General features: G+C 59.7%; 19 protein-coding genes and 2 tRNA genes. 11 read left to right on the forward strand and 10 right to left on the reverse strand.

What is annotated here, in order from left to right; genetic code table 11:
* Positions 1-329 precede the first annotated feature (329 nt).
* On the reverse strand, positions 330-2948 hold the full coding sequence (locus ACRZ9X_RS06720; RefSeq protein ID WP_480517081.1) for an ATP-dependent helicase: 2619 nt from the start codon (positions 2946-2948) through the stop codon (positions 330-332).
* 168 nt (positions 2949-3116) lie between these two features.
* Between ACRZ9X_RS06720 and ACRZ9X_RS06725 the strand changes: the two genes are divergently transcribed.
* The 3 genes from ACRZ9X_RS06725 (at position 3117) to ACRZ9X_RS06735 (ending at position 9214) form a co-directional block, all read left to right on the forward strand.
* The gene (locus tag ACRZ9X_RS06725; protein WP_480517083.1) at positions 3117-4913 is read left to right on the forward strand and encodes a sensor domain-containing diguanylate cyclase; all 1797 of its coding nucleotides are present in this window, start codon (positions 3117-3119) and stop codon (positions 4911-4913) included.
* Between the two features lie 407 nt (positions 4914-5320).
* Positions 5321-8758 (forward strand): pyruvate carboxylase, encoded by a 3438-nt coding sequence (locus tag ACRZ9X_RS06730; protein ID WP_480517085.1) that lies wholly within the window; start codon positions 5321-5323, stop codon positions 8756-8758.
* Between the two features lie 72 nt (positions 8759-8830).
* Positions 8831-9214, forward strand: a complete 384-nt coding sequence (locus ACRZ9X_RS06735) for an MAPEG family protein (RefSeq protein ID WP_480517087.1) — start codon at positions 8831-8833, stop codon at positions 9212-9214.
* A 9-nt stretch (positions 9215-9223) separates the two neighbouring features.
* On the opposite strand, the gene ACRZ9X_RS06740 is transcribed toward ACRZ9X_RS06735, so the two are convergent.
* A complete protein-coding gene (locus tag ACRZ9X_RS06740; protein WP_480517089.1) occupies positions 9224-9367 on the reverse strand; it encodes a hypothetical protein in 144 nt (47 codons plus the stop codon).
* Between the two features lie 149 nt (positions 9368-9516).
* Between ACRZ9X_RS06740 and ACRZ9X_RS06745 the strand changes: the two genes are divergently transcribed.
* Positions 9517-9591: transfer RNA gene (locus ACRZ9X_RS06745), tRNA-Gly, on the forward strand.
* A gap of 33 nt (positions 9592-9624) precedes the next feature.
* A tRNA-Gly gene (locus tag ACRZ9X_RS06750) sits at positions 9625-9699 on the forward strand.
* Positions 9700-9712: 13 nt separating this feature from the next.
* Here ACRZ9X_RS06750 and ACRZ9X_RS06755 read toward each other — a convergent pair.
* On the reverse strand, positions 9713-9952 hold the full coding sequence (locus tag ACRZ9X_RS06755; RefSeq protein ID WP_170753098.1) for an Lrp/AsnC family transcriptional regulator: 240 nt from the start codon (positions 9950-9952) through the stop codon (positions 9713-9715).
* A gap of 155 nt (positions 9953-10107) precedes the next feature.
* On the opposite strand from ACRZ9X_RS06755, the gene hisB reads away from it, so the two are divergent.
* Both hisB and hisH read left to right on the forward strand, forming a co-directional pair.
* Positions 10108-10695 carry an imidazoleglycerol-phosphate dehydratase HisB gene (gene hisB / locus ACRZ9X_RS06760; protein WP_480517091.1) on the forward strand — a complete coding sequence of 196 codons (588 nt, stop codon included), beginning with the start codon at positions 10108-10110 and terminating at the stop codon, positions 10693-10695.
* A gap of 58 nt (positions 10696-10753) precedes the next feature.
* Complete coding sequence (gene hisH / locus ACRZ9X_RS06765; protein ID WP_480517093.1) at positions 10754-11392, forward strand: imidazole glycerol phosphate synthase subunit HisH; 639 nt, start codon at positions 10754-10756, stop codon at positions 11390-11392.
* Between the two features lie 4 nt (positions 11393-11396).
* On the opposite strand, the gene ACRZ9X_RS06770 is transcribed toward hisH, so the two are convergent.
* Positions 11397-11798: a DUF2147 domain-containing protein gene (locus ACRZ9X_RS06770; RefSeq protein ID WP_480517095.1), complete on the reverse strand. Its 402-nt coding sequence runs from the start codon at positions 11796-11798 to the stop codon at positions 11397-11399.
* Positions 11799-11932: 134 nt separating this feature from the next.
* On the opposite strand from ACRZ9X_RS06770, the gene hisA reads away from it, so the two are divergent.
* On the forward strand, positions 11933-12652 hold the full coding sequence (gene hisA, locus ACRZ9X_RS06775; RefSeq protein ID WP_480517097.1) for a 1-(5-phosphoribosyl)-5-[(5-phosphoribosylamino)methylideneamino]imidazole-4-carboxamide isomerase: 720 nt from the start codon (positions 11933-11935) through the stop codon (positions 12650-12652).
* Position 12653: 1 nt separating this feature from the next.
* Here the strand turns inward: hisA and ACRZ9X_RS06780 are convergent, their stop codons facing one another.
* The gene (locus ACRZ9X_RS06780) at positions 12654-13100 is read right to left on the reverse strand and encodes a DUF302 domain-containing protein (protein WP_480517099.1); all 447 of its coding nucleotides are present in this window, start codon (positions 13098-13100) and stop codon (positions 12654-12656) included.
* Between the two features lie 120 nt (positions 13101-13220).
* Between ACRZ9X_RS06780 and hisF the strand changes: the two genes are divergently transcribed.
* The 3 genes from hisF (at position 13221) to ACRZ9X_RS06795 (ending at position 14931) form a co-directional block, all read left to right on the forward strand.
* On the forward strand, positions 13221-13982 hold the full coding sequence (gene hisF / locus ACRZ9X_RS06785; protein ID WP_480517101.1) for an imidazole glycerol phosphate synthase subunit HisF: 762 nt from the start codon (positions 13221-13223) through the stop codon (positions 13980-13982).
* Positions 13979-14296, forward strand: a complete 318-nt coding sequence (locus ACRZ9X_RS06790; RefSeq protein ID WP_480517103.1) for a phosphoribosyl-ATP diphosphatase — start codon at positions 13979-13981, stop codon at positions 14294-14296. Before hisF ends, ACRZ9X_RS06790 begins: the two co-directional genes overlap by 4 nt.
* A gap of 68 nt (positions 14297-14364) precedes the next feature.
* The gene (locus ACRZ9X_RS06795; protein WP_480517105.1) at positions 14365-14931 is read left to right on the forward strand and encodes a hypothetical protein; all 567 of its coding nucleotides are present in this window, start codon (positions 14365-14367) and stop codon (positions 14929-14931) included.
* Positions 14932-14956: 25 nt separating this feature from the next.
* Here ACRZ9X_RS06795 and ACRZ9X_RS06800 read toward each other — a convergent pair whose 3' ends face one another.
* From ACRZ9X_RS06800 to rlmB, 5 genes are all read right to left on the reverse strand, one after another.
* A complete protein-coding gene (locus ACRZ9X_RS06800) occupies positions 14957-15313 on the reverse strand; it encodes a cupin domain-containing protein (protein ID WP_480517107.1) in 357 nt (118 codons plus the stop codon).
* Positions 15314-15355: 42 nt separating this feature from the next.
* A complete protein-coding gene (locus tag ACRZ9X_RS06805; RefSeq protein ID WP_480517109.1) occupies positions 15356-15826 on the reverse strand; it encodes a CoA-binding protein in 471 nt (156 codons plus the stop codon).
* Between the two features lie 197 nt (positions 15827-16023).
* The gene (locus tag ACRZ9X_RS06810) at positions 16024-16479 is read right to left on the reverse strand and encodes a YHS domain-containing (seleno)protein (protein WP_480517111.1); all 456 of its coding nucleotides are present in this window, start codon (positions 16477-16479) and stop codon (positions 16024-16026) included.
* Between the two features lie 102 nt (positions 16480-16581).
* On the reverse strand, positions 16582-16896 hold the full coding sequence (locus ACRZ9X_RS06815; protein WP_480517113.1) for a hypothetical protein: 315 nt from the start codon (positions 16894-16896) through the stop codon (positions 16582-16584).
* On the reverse strand, positions 16877-17650 hold the full coding sequence (gene rlmB / locus ACRZ9X_RS06820) for a 23S rRNA (guanosine(2251)-2'-O)-methyltransferase RlmB (protein ID WP_480517115.1): 774 nt from the start codon (positions 17648-17650) through the stop codon (positions 16877-16879). The genes ACRZ9X_RS06815 and rlmB overlap by 20 nt, the downstream gene beginning before the upstream one ends.

Here is a 17650-nt window from a genome sequence, read left to right on the forward strand (position 1 = left end):
CCCTGACGTTGCCGCACCTTATACCGGCCCTGACCGCCGGAACCTGATACATCGGGGCTCTCCTCCTCCCTGCCTCGATGTTGAAAGCGCGCGGCGACGTCTTCCTCCTCCCTGACGTCGCCGCGTCTTCCTCATACCGGGATCAAACCCGGGTTCGGATACATCGGGGCTTCCTCCTCCCTGCCCTGATGTAGAAAAGAACGGCGGTTCCCCTTCTCCTCCCTGGGAACCGCCGTTTTTCTTTTTCCAAAGCAAAAAAGGGGCGCGAACGCCCCCTGCTTCTTCTGTTCAAAAATACCTCGGAGCGCGAGGCAGAGCCTCGCAAAAATTCAAAACGGCACGTCGTCCTTGGCGGTCAGAAAGCGCGATACCACCTTCTTCACCCCGGCCTTGTCGAACTCGACCTCGACCTTGTCGCCTTCGATACCGATCACCGCGCCATAGCCGAATTTCTGGTGAAACACCCGCTCGCCCAACGTGAAGCTGGCCACGGCAGTCGCATCAATCACCGTATTCCGGCTTTCTTTTGGCTGAGACATCCCGTACTGCCCCTGCCGCGCCTGCATCCGTTTCCAGCCGGGCGAGTTGTAAACATTCGCCTCCGCCGCGCGGGTCTCGATACTGGCCGCAACCTGCCCGCCGCCGTAAAGGCCCGGAGGCGTCAGCACCTCAACATGTTCCTCGGGCAGTTCGTCGATAAAGCGCGAGGGCATCGAATTCTGCCACTGCCCGAAAACCCGCCGGTTGGCCGCGAAGGAGATCGTACAGACTTCCTCGGCGCGGGTGATGCCCACATAAGCGAGCCGCCGTTCCTCTTCCAAACCCTTCAGCCCGGATTCGTCCATCGAGCGCTGAGACGGGAACAACCCATCTTCCCACCCCGGCAGGAACACGGCCGGAAACTCCAGCCCCTTGGCCGCGTGCAGCGTCATGATCGAGACCTTCGCCCCGTCGCCATCCTGCTCGTTATCCATCACCAGACTGACATGCTCCAGAAACCCTTGCAGGTTCTCGAAATTATCCAGCTGGTTGACCAGTTCCTTGAGGTTCTCCAGCCGCCCCGGTGCCTCGGGTGTCTTTTCGTTCTGCCAATGGGCGGTGTAACCGGATTCGTCCAACACGATCTGCGCCAGTTCGATATGCGTATGCTCGGGCGCGCCATAGCGGATGGGTGAGATGCCATCGTCGATCACGGTGTCATCATCCACCTCGATCCGAGGCCCCCGCGTCATCGCATTCCACCGCGCCAGCCCGTCGATCAACTCGCGCAGCGCCTTGGCCCCTTTGCCTTTGATCAGAGCATTGTCGACCGCGATCCGCGCACCCTCGACCAAAGACACGCCGTTTTCCCGCGCCACCACCTGAATCGTCTGCTGCGCCTTGTCGCCAAGGCCGCGTTTGGGCGTGTTCACGATCCGCTCAAACGCCAGATCATCCTCGGGGCTGACCACCAGCCGGAAATAGGCCATGGCATCGCGAATCTCCATCCGTTCATAGAACCGAGGGCCGCCGATCACCTTGTACGGCAGACCGATGGTCAGAAACCGATCCTCAAACGCCCGCATCTGGTGCGAGGCGCGGACAAGGATGGCGATTTCGTTGAATGAATAACTCTCAACAGGACTAGCCAATACTGATTTGTACATGTTGGAAGCATTCGGATCGTCTCTTATCAAACGTTTCACAAGGTTTTGGACCTTAAGATCGGAATAGGCAGACCCTGTTTCAAAAGCTTGGCGCACAAATTCTTGGCGCGTTAACCTTCCCAAACCGGCTTTTGCACGTCGGTCCAACTCTTGCTGAAAAGATTGAGAACGGGGGTTGCTTCTTCTCTTTGCCTCTGGCGCTCGACCAGAAAATAGATCCTCAATTTTCTCGCCAATGCATCGGGCTTCTTCCTCACCGTCCCAACGCCCCGCCAATTGGACTTTCTCCCCCCATTCTTCCACCGTCCAAAGCTCTTTGCCCAAACGGCTTTCGTTGCCACGAATGACGTTGGAGGCAGCCGCCAGAATATGCGGAGTCGAGCGATAGTTCTGTTCCAGCCGGACTACAAACGCCCCGGGAAAATCCTTCTCAAACCGCAGGATGTTGCCCACCTCGGCCCCGCGCCAGCCATAGATCGACTGATCATCATCCCCCACGCAGCAAATATTCTTGTGCCCCCCGGCAAGCAGGCGCAGCCAGAGATATTGGGCGACGTTGGTATCCTGATATTCGTCCACAAGGATGTAGCGGAACCAGCGCTGGTATTGCTCCAACACGTCCGGGTGGGTTTGGAAAATCGTGACCATGTGCAAAAGAAGGTCGCCGAAATCCACGGCGTTCAGCTCGCGCAGGCGGGTCTGATACTGGGCATAAAGTTCGATGCCCTTGTGGTTATAGGCCCCAGCATCCGCTGCGGGCACCTTGTCGGGCGTCAGGGCGCGGTTTTTCCAATCATCGATGATGCCGGCCAGCATCCGCGCGGGCCAGCGTTTGTCGTCGATATTGGCCGCTTGGGTCAGTTGTTTGAGCAACCGTTTCTGATCGTCTGTGTCCAGAATGGTGAAGTTCGACTTCAACCCCGCCAGTTCCGCGTGACGGCGCAGCAGCTTGACGCAGATCGCGTGGAACGTGCCAAGCCAAGGCATCCCTTCGGCGGGTCGACCCAGCATCCGGCCCACACGCTCTTTCATCTCGCGCGCGGCTTTGTTGGTGAATGTCACCGCCAGAATCTCGTTCTCGCGCACGCGGTGGGTTCTGAGCAGATGGGTGATCCGCGCGGTCAGCGCCTTGGTCTTGCCCGTCCCCGCCCCGGCCAGCATCAGCACCGGGCCATCCAACCGCTCGACCGCTTCGCGCTGCGCCGGGTTGAGGTCGTTCAGATACTCGGCAGACGCCGCAGGCATCGCCCGCGCCGACAGCGATGCGCCCTCGAAGCCGTCCATTTCGTCAAAACTGCTCATGGGTCCAAACTACGCCGGATGCGCGAGAAGGGAAAGGGTTTGTTCACGCCTTGTTCGCAAGGAATTTGCAACGTGATCCGATCAATTCTAGATAATCATCCCAACGCCATTAACCCTCTGTCAAACCTTGCCAAACATCCTGATCCCATTGCTGTGGGAGCGCGGGTTATGAAACAGAATGACATGGCGGGTCGGACCTCGGCCCTGAAAGTTGCGGGCATCTCGGTGATGCTGATGATGCTGACGGCGCTGGCGGGCTGGGGGATTTACGCGATCCCGGCCCCGGTGGTCGACCGGATGCTGGAATCGGACCTGCGGCATCGCGCAGCGCAGTTGAACCAACAGGTGGCAAGCCATCTGCACGATGTCGAGGCGACGTTCAAACACGGCATTCTGGATGATCATGATGAAGAGTTTCTGGAACTTTTACCCGAAACCTCGGACATCTACCGGTTCAAGCTGTTCGACAGTCAGGGCCGCGTGTTCTGGTCAACGCGCGCGGGGGATGTCGGGACAGTTAACTCCAAGCCCTATTTCACCGAAATCGTCGCTGCGGGTGGTTCATATTACAAGCATGAGGAAAAGCCGGTCTCTGAAGTCAGCGGCCTGAATCACGAGGTGATGGCGGGATCAGGCAAGAAAACCTGTCACGTGGCCGAGATTTATACGCCGGTGATCAAGGACGGTCAGTTCCTGGGCGCGATCGAATTCTATTCGGACATCACACCGCAGCGCGATCTGTTCATCACCCGCGTCCGCTGGTCGCTGGCGGTGCTGTGCGGTGTGTCACTGCTGGCGCTGACGGCGGTGATTCTGGTGATCTATCGCACGAATCGCAAACAGGTACGCGATCTGCGGGGCCGCGCCGCGAAGGAACGCGCATTGATGGACGATCAGTTGCGTCTGGCGCGCGAGGTGCGGCTATTGGGAGAACTGAACGAATGGCTGCAATCCAGCCGCTCATTGGATGAGCTGTTCGACATGGTGTCGCGGTTCATGACCCATATCCTGCCCGAGGCCGAGGGCAGCGTATACGTCTACTCGAACTCGCGCGATGTGCTGGATGGCTGCGCCAGCTGGAACGGCGGGTCGCACAAGGCGCATATCCACCCCGAAGGCTGTTGGGGCCTGCGGCGCGGGCGGACTTATGAATTCGGCGCGTCCGAGATCGATTTTGTCTGCGAACACGCGGAACCGCATGACGGTCGGCCCTATTTCTGCTTTCCCATTCTGGCCCATGGCGAGACCGTCGGCCTGCTGCATCTGCGCGCGCATGAGGGCAGTGGCGAGGCGTTTCACGACAGTAAGAAACTGGCACAGCTTTGCGCCGAACAGATCAGCATGGCAATCGCCAATGTGCGCATGCGAGATCAATTGCATGACCAGTCGGTGCGCGACCCTCTGACCGGGCTGTTCAACCGCCGCCACATGACGGAGACGCTGCGCAAAGCGATCAGCCGCAGCCAGCAGACCGGCGCTGCGCTCAGTCTGATTGCGGTAGATGTCGACCATTTCAAGAAATTCAACGACACGCACGGGCATGACGCGGGCGACATGGTTTTGCGCGCCGTTGGCTCGGCACTGGAACAGGGGTGCGACCGGGATGAGGTCGCCTGTCGGATTGGCGGTGAAGAGTTCATGCTGATCCTTCCCGACAACGCGCCCGATGACGCCCTGACCCGCGCCGAGCACGTGCGGCAGGCGGTCGAGGCAATCTCGGTCCGGTATGGCGAGAAATCGCTGCCGCGCATTACCATCTCGGTCGGGGTCGCGCATTATCCGGCGCATGGTACGATGCCTCAGGACCTGATGCGCGCCGCGGATGATGCGCTTTATGCTGCAAAGGACAAGGGACGCAATCAGGTGCAGGTCGCACGGTCCGCGATGGGGGGTGGCGCGACCAAGGAGGTCGCCGGGAATGACGCCTATAAGATCAACGAAGCGTCCCACACGCCTGCAGCTTGATCGTCGCCAATAAACCGGTTCCGGAGCTGGACATGGCCGGAACCGCATAAGGTGGCGCGAATCATCAATACCAGCGTTGCCGTTCAGACAGGCTTATACCAGTTTGGTCATTCAGTCGTTCAACGGTCGGGATTGCAGATCGGCAAAGGCGCTGCGATGCAGCTGTCCAAACCGGGAATGTGTTGTTTTCCCGCAGGATGGCGAGCCCGTGCAGGGCGCTCGCCGTCAAACAAATTTCGAAACAAAAATACAACATTTGATGCTGCGACGCAGCATGTGTAAAAGAAAAGCGCCAAAAGGCGGCGTTTGCGAGCGATAACATGCCGGTTCTACCCAGAACTACAGATGTACGTGGCCGTATTGTCCGCCTAAGCAAAAGGCCACACCTATAAAGACCGGGACCTGAAATGACAGACTTCAAGAAAATCCTGATCGCCAACCGCGGCGAGATTGCGATCCGTGTTATGCGGGCAGCCAACGAGATGGGGAAGAAAACCGTCGCGGTCTTCGCCGAGGAGGACAAGCTGGGCCTCCACCGGTTCAAGGCGGATGAGGCTTATCGCATCGGGGCCGATCTGGGACCTGTCGCAGCCTATCTGTCAATTGATGAGATCATCCGCGTGGCCAAGGAATGTGGTGCCGACGCGATCCACCCCGGTTACGGCCTGTTGTCCGAGAACCCGGATTTCGTTGACGCCTGTGTGCAGAACGGCATCACCTTCATTGGTCCCAAGGCCGAGACCATGCGCGCATTGGGCGACAAGGCCAGCGCGCGGAAAGTGGCGATTGCCGCCAATGTGCCGGTGATCCCCGCGACCGAAGTGCTGGGCGACGACATGGCCGCCATCAAGAAAGAAGCCGCCGAGATCGGGTACCCTCTGATGCTGAAAGCCAGCTGGGGCGGCGGCGGGCGCGGGATGCGCCCGATCCTGTCCGAGGATGAGCTGGAAGAGAAGGTTCTGGAAGGCCGCCGCGAAGCCGAAGCCGCATTTGGCAATGGCGAGGGTTATCTGGAAAAGATGATCACCCGCGCCCGTCACGTCGAGGTTCAGATTCTGGGCGACAAGCATGGTGAGATTTATCACCTCTACGAACGTGATTGCTCGGTTCAGCGCCGGAACCAAAAGGTCGTTGAACGCGCCCCTGCCCCGTATCTGACCGAGGAACAGCGCGCCGAGATTTGCGAATTGGGCCGCCGCATCTGCGCCCATGTGAACTATGAATGCGCAGGCACGGTCGAATTCCTGATGGATATGAACACCGGCAAGTTCTACTTCATCGAAGTGAACCCTCGCGTGCAAGTCGAGCACACCGTCACCGAAGAGGTCACGGGCATCGACATCGTGCAGGCGCAAATCCTGATCGCCGAGGGCAAGACCCTGGCCGAGGCCACCGGCAAAGCCGGTCAGGATGAGATTCGTCTAAACGGTCACGCGCTGCAGACGCGGGTGACCACCGAGGATCCGCTGAACAACTTCATCCCCGATTATGGCCGCATCACCGCCTATCGCTCGGCCACGGGCATGGGCATTCGTCTGGATGGCGGCACGGCCTATGCGGGGGGCGTAATCACGCGGTACTATGACTCACTGCTGACCAAGGTCACCGCATGGGCGCCGACCCCCGAGAAAGCGATTGCGCGGATGGATCGCGCGCTGCGCGAGTTCCGCGTGCGCGGTGTCAGCACCAACATCGCCTTTGTCGAGAACCTGCTGAAACACCCGACCTTCCTGTCGAATGAATACACCACCAAGTTCATCGACGAGACGGCGGACCTGTTCCAGTTCAAGAAACGCCGCGACCGGGGCACCAAGGTTCTGAACTATATCGCCGACATCACCGTCAACGGGCATCCGGAAACCAAAGACCGTCCGACCCCGCGCCCCGACCTGAAAGAGGCGCGCCCGCCCGCTTTGAAGGCGGAACCGCAGATGGGCACGCGCAATCTGCTGGAGCAAAAAGGCCCGCAGGCCGTGGCCGACTGGATGAAGGCACAGCGGCAGTTGCTGGTCACCGACACCACGATGCGCGACGGGCACCAGTCGCTGCTGGCCACGCGGATGCGCTCGATCGACATGATCAAGGTGGCTCCGACCTATGCGGCGAACCTGCCGCAGCTGTTCAGCGTCGAATGCTGGGGCGGCGCGACCTTTGATGTGGCCTATCGCTTCCTGCAGGAATGCCCCTGGCAGCGCCTGCGCGATCTGCGCGAGGCGATGCCAAACCTGATGACCCAGATGCTGCTGCGTGGCGCGAACGGCGTTGGCTATACCAACTACCCCGATAATGTGGTGCAGGAGTTCGTGCGTCAGGCCTCGCAGAATATCGATGTGTTCCGTGTGTTCGACTCGCTGAACTGGGTCGAGAATATGCGCGTGGCGATGGATGCGGTCGTCGAAAACGGCAAAATCTGCGAAGGTACCGTTTGTTATACCGGTGATATCCTCGACCCGGACCGCGCCAAGTATGACCTGAAATACTATGTCGGCATGGCGAAAGAGCTGCGCGATGCAGGTGCGCATGTGCTGGGCCTGAAAGACATGGCTGGACTGCTGAAACCGGCCTCGGCCCGCATTCTGATCCGCGCGCTGAAGGAAGAGGTCGGCCTGCCGATCCACTTCCACACCCATGACACCGCCGGTATCGCCAGCGCGACCATTCTGGCGGCGTCCGAGGCGGGCGTGGACGCGGTGGATTGCGCGATGGATGCGTTCTCGGGCAACACCAGCCAGGCAACGCTGGGTACCGTGGTCGAGGCCCTGCGCCATACGGACCGCGACACCGGGCTGGACATCAAGGCCATCCGCGAGATCAGCGACTATTTCGAGGCAGTGCGCGGCCAGTATGCCGCGTTCGAATCCGGCCTTCAGGCTCCGGCCTCCGAGGTATATCTGCACGAAATGCCCGGCGGCCAGTTCACCAACCTCAAGGCGCAGGCGCGTAGCTTGGGGCTGGAGGAGCGCTGGCACGAGGTTGCCCAGATGTATGCCGACGTGAACCAGATGTTCGGCGATATCGTGAAGGTGACGCCGTCGTCCAAAGTTGTTGGCGACATGGCATTGATGATGGTCAGCCAGGGTCTCACCCGCGATGACGTGGAAAATCCGTCAACCGATGTGGCCTTCCCCGACTCGGTTGTGGACATGATGCGCGGCAATCTTGGGCAACCTCCGGGCGGATTCCCTGCGGGCATCATCCAAAAGGTCCTCAAGGACGAGGCGCCCAACACGGAACGCCCCGGCAAGCATGTCGAAGCGGTCGATCTGGAAGCCACCCGCGCTGAACTGTCCAAGCAGCTAGAAGGCAAAGAGGTCGATGACGAAGACCTGAACGGCTATCTGATGTATCCCAAGGTCTTCCTCGATTACATGGGCCGCCACCGCACCTATGGCCCGGTTCGCACCCTGCCCACGCGCACCTTCTTCTATGGCATGGAGCCGGGCGAGGAAATCACCGCAGAAATCGACCCCGGCAAGACACTGGAAATCCGCTGTCAGGCCATTGGTGAAACGGATGAAAAGGGCGAGGTCAAAGTCTTCTTCGAACTCAATGGCCAACCGCGCGTGATTCGTGTGCCGAACCGTCTGGTCAAGGCCACGACCGCACAGCGCCCTAAGGCTGAGGTTGGCAATGCCAACCACATTGGCGCTCCTATGCCCGGCGTTGTCGCCACGGTTGCGGTCAGCGCGGGTCAAGAGGTGCACGAAGGCGATCTGCTGCTGACCATCGAGGCGATGAAGATGGAAACCGGCATCCATGCCGAGCGCGACGCGGTGGTCAAAGCCGTCCATGTACAGCCCGGCGGACAGATTGACGCCAAGGACCTGCTGGTCGAGTTGGAATAAACCAAATATCGTTTTGCAGCTCACGGGGCCGCGCGGGCAACTGCGCGGCCTCTTCACCATCAGGAGGCCCCCATGCTGACCATCACCCCGATCTATGCCGCGCTGATCGCGTTCCTGTTCGTCGCGCTCAGCGTGAATGTCATTATGCAAAGGCGCAGAGGCAAGATTTCGGTCGGGGACCATGGCGACAAAGCGATGATCAAGGCCATGCGGACGCAGGCGAACTGCGCCGAATACGCCCCTTTTGGTCTGCTACTGATCGCGATGGTCGAATTGCAGGGCGCGGGCGGCTGGCTAGTGAATCTGTTGGGCTTGATGCTGTTGGCCGGACGTCTGCTGCACGCATATGGTTTCGGAAAAACGCCGCAAACCATCGTTTTGCGTCAAATCGGCATGGGTCTGACATTTTCGGCGATTCTGATCGGTGCACTGGCCGCACTGGTTCTGGCGCTATAGGCGCACGCCTTAACCCCTCCAGACCAGCACCTGGGTGCGCTCCATCCCGACCGCGTGCACGCCGTCCTGTTCATGCGCCGATTTCGACGTCACCGTGACCAGAACAATCATGATGCCCAGGGCAATCGCCTTGATATCCGAACCTTTGATCATTGTCTCGCTGCCCCCTTACGCGTGTTTGCGTTCTGATGTCTATTGAACGTGCCTTACTCGGGTTTCCGTCGAAAGAAATTTGCCAGCGTCCGGCATTTTCCTCTTGCAGGCCCGCGTTGGACTTTATACATCCCTCCTCACTCAACGGCGCGGGCGTAGCTCAGGGGTAGAGCATAACCTTGCCAAGGTTAGGGTCGGGCGTTCGAATCGCCTCGCCCGCTCCATTGAGAGGTCTTCGGACCACATAAGTATCTGATGCGGGCGTAGCTCAGGGGTAGAGCATAACCTTGCCAAGGTTAGGGTCGGGCGTTCGAATCGCCTCGCCCGCTCCAGATATCTAATCTTTCAGAACGCCTTGAATGTCATCGTAGTCAGTGACCGTTCGATATCGGGGATCACCAGCAGATTTTCGTTGATGAAATGGCCTACATCTTCGGTTTCCGGGATGTAGAGCTTCAACAGCAGGTCATATTCGCCACTGGTGGAATAAAGCTCTGAGTGAATTTCGCGCAGGGCGATGTCTTCGGCCACCTTGTAAGTGGTGCCGGGTTTACAGCGGATCTGGATGAAGACGCAGGTGGACATGGGCCGGGCCTTGTTGGTTCGTGTTGCCCGCAGGCTGGCACGGGCGGCCCCCGGGTGCAATCCCCCGCAACAGTTTACGGCGAAGGCGTTTAGTGGACTGGATATACCCACCCATCCGCGTCTATAAGCGCCCTTGAAGCAAAAGGAATTCGCCCATGCGCAGCGCAAAGATCAGCCGTCAGACTGCCGAGACCGACATTGTGGTCGAGGTCAATCTCGACGGCACCGGCCAGTATGACAACCAGACCGGCGTCGGGTTCTTTGACCATATGCTGGACCAGTTGGCGCGCCATTCGCTGATCGACATGACAATCCGCGCCAAGGGCGATTATCACATCGACGACCACCACACGGTCGAGGATACCGGCATCGCTCTGGGTCAGGCTTTGACGCAGGCCTTGGGCGACAAGAAGGGTATTCGCCGTTATGGGGAGTGTCACCTGCCGATGGACGACGCACAGGTGCGGTGTGCGCTGGACCTGTCGGGGCGCCCGTTTCTGATCTGGAACGTGGACCTGCCGACGCAGAAAATCGGCACTTTCGATACCGAACTGGTGCGCGAGTTCTTTCAGGCGCTGGCCACCCATGGCGGCATCACCCTGCATATCGATCAATTGCACGGGTTCAACAGCCACCACATCGCCGAGGCCGCCTTCAAGGCCGTCGCCCGCGCGCTGCGTTTGGCGGTTGAGACCGACCCGCGGAAGGCGGATGCGATTCCATCGACCAAGGGCGCGCTGTAAGCGCAACCCAAAAAGTGGGCACCGGTTTTCGGACAAGTTGCGCGGAGAAAGGACTCAGATGCTGACCGCCATTATCGACTACGAGAGCGGCAATCTGCACTCGGCAGAAAAGGCGTTCCAGCGCATGGCCCGCGAGGTGGATGCGGGTGAGGTCGTCGTGACCTCGGACGCCGACGTCGTGGCGCGGGCGGATCGGCTGGTTCTGCCCGGTGACGGGGCGTTTCCGGCCTGTGCGGCCGAGCTGCGCGGCCACAAGGGCATCTATGACGCGATGGTTGAGGCGGTCGAACAAAAGGGCCGCCCGTTTCTGGGCATCTGCGTGGGGATGCAGTTGATGGCCTCGAAGGGCCATGAATACAGCGAAACCGATGGGCTGGGTTGGGTCGCCGGGGATGTGGTTCGTATTGAACCGTCAGATGCTGCGCTGAAGGTGCCGCATATGGGCTGGAACGATCTGGTATTGGAGAGCGACCATCCGGTGTTCAGTGGTGTGACATCGGGCGATCACGCCTATTTTGTCCATTCCTACCATTTCCGCGTCACCGACCCGGCGCAGCGGCTGGCTTATGTGGAGTATGGGCAAGAGGTCACGGCCGTGATTGGCCGCGACACGATGGTTGGGATGCAGTTTCATCCTGAGAAAAGTCAGGATGTGGGCCTGCGGATGATCGGGAATTTCCTGACCTGGACGCCCTGAGGCCTTATTCCACGCGCGTCCAGACCTGCCCGCGGCACACCAGACCTCCGACAGCGCAGCCCTTGACGGTCAGCTTGTTCTGGTCGTCCAACGACATTTTCGAACTATAAGTCTTGTCGCGATCGGGGGCCCAGATTTTGCCGTCGTCATAGCTGCCGCCGCCTTCGGGGATCATGTCCCAAATGATTTGCTTGCCGAGGTTCTCGTATTCCAGCTGCTGATTGCCGTCGGCGTCAAAGGCGCTGTCGATGGTGCCGCAGATGGCGCTGCCGCATTCGGAAATCGACACATGTAGATAGCCGCCCGTATCGCCCGGAGCTGTCTTCCACAGACCGTCCACAGGATCGGCGGCCATCGCTGCGGTGGCCATTACGGCGAAACCCGCTGCAAGAGTAAATGTCTTCATGGTTTTCTCCCTGTATTTCCCATCAGTCTGGCCCGCCAATCGGCACCGGGCAAGACTGACTTTGCGTCGCGTTGCGCCCCTGCCCCGCCTGTGCGATATCCCGCGCGTGTAACAGTGATATAGGGCCGCCTGACATGATCCTCTACCCCGCCATCGACCTGAAAGACGGCAATGCCGTGCGCCTGCTACGTGGTGAGATGGACAAGGCCACCGTCTTTAACGAAGACCCGGCGGCGCAGGCCCGCGCCTTTGTCGAGGCCGGGTGCGCGTGGCTGCATCTGGTCGATCTGAACGGCGCCTTTGCGGGGGAACCGGTCAACGCCGCCCCGGTCGAAGCAATTCTAAAGGCTTGTGACGTGCCTGCGCAATTGGGAGGCGGTATCCGCGATATGGCCACGATCGAGACATGGATCGACAAGGGGCTGGCGCGGGTGATTCTGGGCACCGTGGCGGTCGAGAACCCCGATCTGGTGCGTGAGGCGGCGCGGGAATTCCCCGGCAAGGTCGCCGTCGGTATTGACGCGCGCAACGGCATGGTCGCCACCAAGGGCTGGGCCGAGGAAACCGACGTGCAGGTCACCGATCTGGCCCGCAGTTTCGAGGACGCAGGCGTCGCCGCGATCATCTACACCGATATCAACCGCGACGGCGCGATGCAGGGCCCGAATATCGAGGCCACGGCGGCGCTGGCGCAGGCGGTCTCGATCCCGGTGATTGCGTCGGGGGGCGTCAGTTCGCTGGACGACCTGATCGCCCTGCGCGATTGCGGTGTAGAATTGAACGGCGCGATCTCTGGCCGCGCCCTTTATGATGGCGCGATTGACCTGGCCGAGGCCATTCGCGCCCTGAGCTGAGTTACTGGGCGGCAGCGGCGGTCAGCTTCGCCAGAGCGCCGCGCATTTTCTCGATGACCGGCGATTTTTCGACCTCGTCGAAGTCATCCATGGTCTCTTTCGGGTCTTCATAGATCAGCCAGACCTGCCCATCCGCATCCTGATAAGCCTGCACTTTCAGCGGCAGGAACAGCCCGGCCCGCGGGTCGATTTGCATGGCGGGCGTGCCCAGCGCGGGGTTGCCGAAGATCAGCACCTGATTGGGCGGGATCGGTGTGCCGACCTTTTCGGCCCCCGCCGCATGGTCGATACGGGCAAACACAGTGGCACCTGCATTGCCAACTGCCGCTTCCAGCGCATCGAGCGCCTCGGCCACGGATTTGTCGGTTTGTACTTTGATGATGTCGTCAGCCATGGCGGATAGGGTGCCTCCGAATGTGAGTATTGAAGCCAGCAGAAGATGTCGCATAGTTATATTCCCTTTGATGAATTTCACCCCTAAGTTCCACAGCTTTGCGTGACATCACAATCACAAGTCTGGCATCGGCGAGGCGTTGCCGGTAAAGGTGCCCTCAATAAAGGACACACCATGCTGAAAACCCGTATCATTCCCTGTCTGGACGTCGCCGATGGCCGCGTGGTCAAGGGCGTGAATTTCGTCGGCCTGCGCGATGCGGGCGATCCGGTGGAATCGGCCAAGGCCTATGACGCCGCCGGCGCGGATGAGATCTGTTTTCTGGACATCCACGCCACCCATGAAAACCGGGGCACGATGTTTGACGTGGTGCAGCGCACCGCCGAACAGTGCTTTGTGCCACTGACCGTGGGCGGTGGTGTGCGCAGCAAGGACGACGTGCGCGCCCTGTTGCTGGCGGGGGCGGATAAGGTCAGCTTCAACTCGGCCGCCGTGGCGAACCCGGATGTGATCGCCGAGGCCGCCGACCAGTTCGGCAGCCAGTGCATCGTCTGCGCCATCGACGCCAAGACCGTCAGCCCCGGCAAGTGGGAGATTTTTACCCATGGTGGTCGCAAACCCACCGGCATCGATGCGGTGGAGTTTGCCCGGACCGTTGTGGCCAAGGGTGCAGGAGAAATTCTGCTGACGTCGATGGACCGAGACGGCACCAAGGCCGGATTTAACCTGCCCTTGACCCGGGCGATCTCGGACGCCGTTGACGTACCGGTGATCGCCTCGGGCGGCGTCGGCACTCTGGACCATCTGGTTGAAGGCGTGACGAAGGGCGGGGCCAGCGCGGTGCTGGCGGCCTCGATCTTTCATTTCGGCGAATTTACCATCAGCGAGGCCAAAGAGCATATGGCCGCCGCAGGCATTCCGATGAGGCTGACATGAGCATTCTGCACGATCTGGCCGCAACGATCGAGGCCCGCAAAGGGGCCGATCCCGACAGCAGCTGGACCGCCAAGCTGCTGGCGAAAGGCCCCGAAAAATGCGCCGAAAAATTCGGGGAAGAGGCCATCGAGGCCATCATCGAAGCCACCAAGGGGGATCGGGAAAAGCTGACCTCAGAGGCGGCGGATGTACTGTATCACCTTCTGGTCATGTTGGCCGCACGGGATGTGGCACTGGATGATGTGCTGGCTGAACTGGCCCGCCGTCAGGGCACCAGCGGCATTGCTGAAAAGGCGGCGCGGCCCAAAGGGTAAGCGGGTTCCGTGGGGTGGCATGGCCCGCTATAGTCCGGGTTCGGTGCAGTGATGCAAAGGGCGTGCGCATGATCAGAGTTTTGGTGTTTGCAGCCGCGCTTGCCACCCTCGCCGCCTGCGCCACGCCTCCGCCATCGACGGGGGATGAGGTGCAGCGACTGGCGGCGGAAATCCAAAGCCTCGGGCCCGATATCGACCCTGCCGAGGCGAACCGGGCCGCGCGCATCGCCTATACCTATACCGCGCAACTGGCGCAGGAATACGAAATCACAGACCCGCCGCTGATCCACAATGCCAAGGTCAACAAGGGCCTGCGGCCACGGGGCCTCTGCTGGCATTGGGCCGAGGATATCGAGCGGCGTCTGGATCAAGAGCAGTTCCGCACGCTGGAAATGCACCGCGCCATCGCCAATGCGGATAACCCGTTCCGCATCGACCACAGCACCGCCATCATCAGCCGCAAAGGTGAGAGCATGTATGAAGGCGTGGTGCTGGACCCATGGCGCTATGGCGGGGTGCTGTATTGGGGACCGTTGACCGAGGACACGCGCTATGACTGGGTCCCGCGTGACGTGGTGCTGGAAAAGCGGCGTCTGGAACAGGCGGCGAAGCTGGCTCCGCTAACCGCGCGTTAAGCCCGCCGCAACGGGCGGCTTGCGCCTAGATCACCACCTTTTCGGCAGCAGTTGCCGCATCTCCGGTATTGGGCAGGCCTTCGGGTTCGATAAGCAGCAAGTGAACTTCTTCTTCCGCAACCGGCCTGTGTTCGACCCCTTTGGGGACCACAAACATCTGACCCGGGCGCAGTGTCACTTCCCCGTCGCGCATTTCAATTCGCAAAGTGCCCTTTAGAACCAGAAAAAAGTCATCCGTATCGTCATGATGGTGCCACTGAAACGCGCCCTGAACTTTGACGACCATGACATCGTTGTTGTTGTACCGAGATACGATCTTCGGGCTCCAATGCTCGGTGAAGGTCGAGAGTTTCTCGGATAGATTTATCGGTTCGTAACGCATGCGTTCCAGCTTTCTGGGGATGTGGTTCGAATTTTGGCGAAGTTACAGCTTGGACGAAATCACCCCGGTGGCAAACCCACCCATCCGAAGCTCTCCGAACAGGCGTTGATATTCGATCTTGGGACAGCGGTTCATCACCACATCCACGCCCCGCGCCTGTGCCGTGGCGGCCGCGCCATGATGTTCAACGCCGATCTGCATCCAGATCGTGCGCAGGTCGGGGAACGCGGCCAGCGCGTCGTCTACGATGGGCGGTACTGCCTCGGATCGGCGGAAAATGTCGACCATGTCGACGGGCTCGGAAATCTCGGACAGGGACGCCCGCACCGTCTGGCCGAACAGCATCTTGCCCGCATGGCCGGGATTGACCGGGATCACCGTATACCCCTTGAGCGACATGTACCGCGCCACATAATAGCTGGGCCGCACCGGGTTCATCGATACGCCGACCACGGCCACCACGTTGGTGCGCTTCAGGATCGTTGTCAGGAACTCATCAGAATAGTCTGGCATGGGGCACCCTAACCGGAGCTTGGACAAGAAAAAAGCGCCCAGGTAAACACCTGGGCGCAAGTTGTTGGAACGAGGGACAGTGAAATGACCCGCGGCAGTTCCGTTCCGCGGTCATGTGACATTTAAGCATGTATTTGCAGAAAAAAAGAGGGGGTGCGCGTTTTTGTGATGACAACTCACGAAAAGCGGAGAATCGCCTAATTGTGGTACAGAATAACCGGCCAGTTTTCCTCGGCCATACGAATGAATTCAGTACGATCCCGGTCCCACAATTGCTCGATTTCAGCGGAATGGGTCAGGTACAGGCGCCCATCGACCACTTGCCACAGCGTCGGATCGGTGCTGACAAGTTCACCTTGTGCCATGCCATATGCACAGTATCCACCGAACTGGGGCGCGTAGGCGCGCGGGTTCATTTCGAAAGCATCGCGGTTTTCAGCACTGGCAAAGTGCCACTCGGCCCCTTTCCAAACCACAGAGTATTCGGGCAAACCGCGGACAGGAGTACCATTGCTGAAATAGGATACCGGGTCATAGCCGGACATGGCTGCACCACCTCTCTTGAAAAAGACAGGCATATCCTGCGCAAATGCAGCAGGCGCAAAAAAGGCAGCGCCCAGCGCGCCGATCAGAGTACGTCGATTCAGTTTCATCGCAACCTAGTTAGAAAACCAGACCATCTAGATACAAATCATTTATGCATCTGAAACCCGAATTAACGCGGATGTGAACGCGCGTGGGTGAATAGGGCTGATTTAGTCGAATACATCTTCGATGACGTCCCACGCTTCATCCAGCACCCGCGAGAACATACTCTTTTTCTTCTTTTTCTTCTTGTTTTTGTATGGCTGCTCGCCTTTGCCCGAATGACGCGTTGTCTTGTGTTCCGCGAGCTTTCGCTTGGGAACCATTTTCAGGTCATGAAGCGGCGCGCCGCAGCTGGAACAGCTTAGTTCATGGCGCTGCTTGCCCTTCAGAACCAGCGCCGCGCGGGTTCCGCAATAGCAGCAGGTCGCGATTTTCGAGGGGGTGGAAATGGTGCTCTCCCGTTTATCTGTGTCTAGATGCATATAGGGCAATCGCGGCGGCATTTGAGACGTTGAGCGACCCAAACCCACCCGTTGCGTCGATTTTCACCAACTGATCAACGGTTTCCTTCGTCTTTTGGCGCAAACCCGGCCCTTCTGCGCCAAGCACAAGGGCGACGGGTTGGTGCAGATTGCCGCCCAACGCGGCCTCGATGGTGCCTTCGGCCTCACCATCCAGCCCGAGCACAAGAAATCCCATACCCTGAAGTTCGACTATCGCATCAGCCAGATTGCGCACACGCAGATAGGGTTGTCGTTCCAGAGCACCGCTGGCGGTTTTGGCCAACGCACCTGTTTCTGGCGCCGAATGGTGACGCGTTCCAATCACCGCACTGGCACCAAGCACTTCGGCCGACCGTAAAATTGCACCCACATTGTGCGGGTCGGTCACCCGGTCCAGCAGGATGACTCGCGGGTTTTCTCGTCCGATGCAGTTCTCGACCAGACCGCCCCAATCCAGCGGCTTGACCTCAAGCGCGGCCCCCTGATGGACCGAACCTGGATCGATCGGAGCGGGGAATTTGCGCGGGTCAGCCATTTCGGCCTCTATCCCTGCAAACGCAATGGCATCCGCCAGTTTATCCTGCGCATTTCGCGTCACAATCAGGCGCAGTTTCTGCCGGTTCGGGTTCATCAATGCGTCCCGAACGGCATGCAGACCGAACAGCCAAACGGTCTCGGCTGCAGCTGCTTTGCGCGCCTGTTCTTTTTCGACGACCCACTTGGGTTTCTTCAT

The sequence above is a fragment of the Ruegeria sp. AL1 genome, from assembly GCF_056540905.1.

Bases quoted from the DNA above. Each gene is read 5' to 3' on its own strand.
- ACRZ9X_RS06720 (WP_480517081.1), bottom strand. From the start codon at position 2,948: ATGAGCAGTTTTGACGAAATGGACGGCTTCGAGGGCGCATCGCTGTCG.
- ACRZ9X_RS06725 (WP_480517083.1), top strand. From the start codon at position 3,117: ATGAAACAGAATGACATGGCGGGTCGGACCTCGGCCCTGAAAGTTGCG.
- ACRZ9X_RS06730 (WP_480517085.1), top strand. From the start codon at position 5,321: ATGACAGACTTCAAGAAAATCCTGATCGCCAACCGCGGCGAGATTGCG.
- ACRZ9X_RS06735 (WP_480517087.1), top strand. From the start codon at position 8,831: ATGCTGACCATCACCCCGATCTATGCCGCGCTGATCGCGTTCCTGTTC.
- ACRZ9X_RS06740 (WP_480517089.1), bottom strand. From the start codon at position 9,367: ATGATCAAAGGTTCGGATATCAAGGCGATTGCCCTGGGCATCATGATT.
- ACRZ9X_RS06755 (WP_170753098.1), bottom strand. From the start codon at position 9,952: ATGTCCACCTGCGTCTTCATCCAGATCCGCTGTAAACCCGGCACCACT.
- hisB (WP_480517091.1), top strand. From the start codon at position 10,108: ATGCGCAGCGCAAAGATCAGCCGTCAGACTGCCGAGACCGACATTGTG.
- hisH (WP_480517093.1), top strand. From the start codon at position 10,754: ATGCTGACCGCCATTATCGACTACGAGAGCGGCAATCTGCACTCGGCA.
- ACRZ9X_RS06770 (WP_480517095.1), bottom strand. From the start codon at position 11,798: ATGAAGACATTTACTCTTGCAGCGGGTTTCGCCGTAATGGCCACCGCA.
- hisA (WP_480517097.1), top strand. From the start codon at position 11,933: ATGATCCTCTACCCCGCCATCGACCTGAAAGACGGCAATGCCGTGCGC.
- ACRZ9X_RS06780 (WP_480517099.1), bottom strand. From the start codon at position 13,100: ATGCGACATCTTCTGCTGGCTTCAATACTCACATTCGGAGGCACCCTA.
- hisF (WP_480517101.1), top strand. From the start codon at position 13,221: ATGCTGAAAACCCGTATCATTCCCTGTCTGGACGTCGCCGATGGCCGC.
- ACRZ9X_RS06790 (WP_480517103.1), top strand. From the start codon at position 13,979: ATGAGCATTCTGCACGATCTGGCCGCAACGATCGAGGCCCGCAAAGGG.
- ACRZ9X_RS06795 (WP_480517105.1), top strand. From the start codon at position 14,365: ATGATCAGAGTTTTGGTGTTTGCAGCCGCGCTTGCCACCCTCGCCGCC.
- ACRZ9X_RS06800 (WP_480517107.1), bottom strand. From the start codon at position 15,313: ATGCGTTACGAACCGATAAATCTATCCGAGAAACTCTCGACCTTCACC.
- ACRZ9X_RS06805 (WP_480517109.1), bottom strand. From the start codon at position 15,826: ATGCCAGACTATTCTGATGAGTTCCTGACAACGATCCTGAAGCGCACC.
- ACRZ9X_RS06810 (WP_480517111.1), bottom strand. From the start codon at position 16,479: ATGAAACTGAATCGACGTACTCTGATCGGCGCGCTGGGCGCTGCCTTT.
- ACRZ9X_RS06815 (WP_480517113.1), bottom strand. From the start codon at position 16,896: ATGCATCTAGACACAGATAAACGGGAGAGCACCATTTCCACCCCCTCG.
- rlmB (WP_480517115.1), bottom strand. From the start codon at position 17,650: ATGAAGAAACCCAAGTGGGTCGTCGAAAAAGAACAGGCGCGCAAAGCA.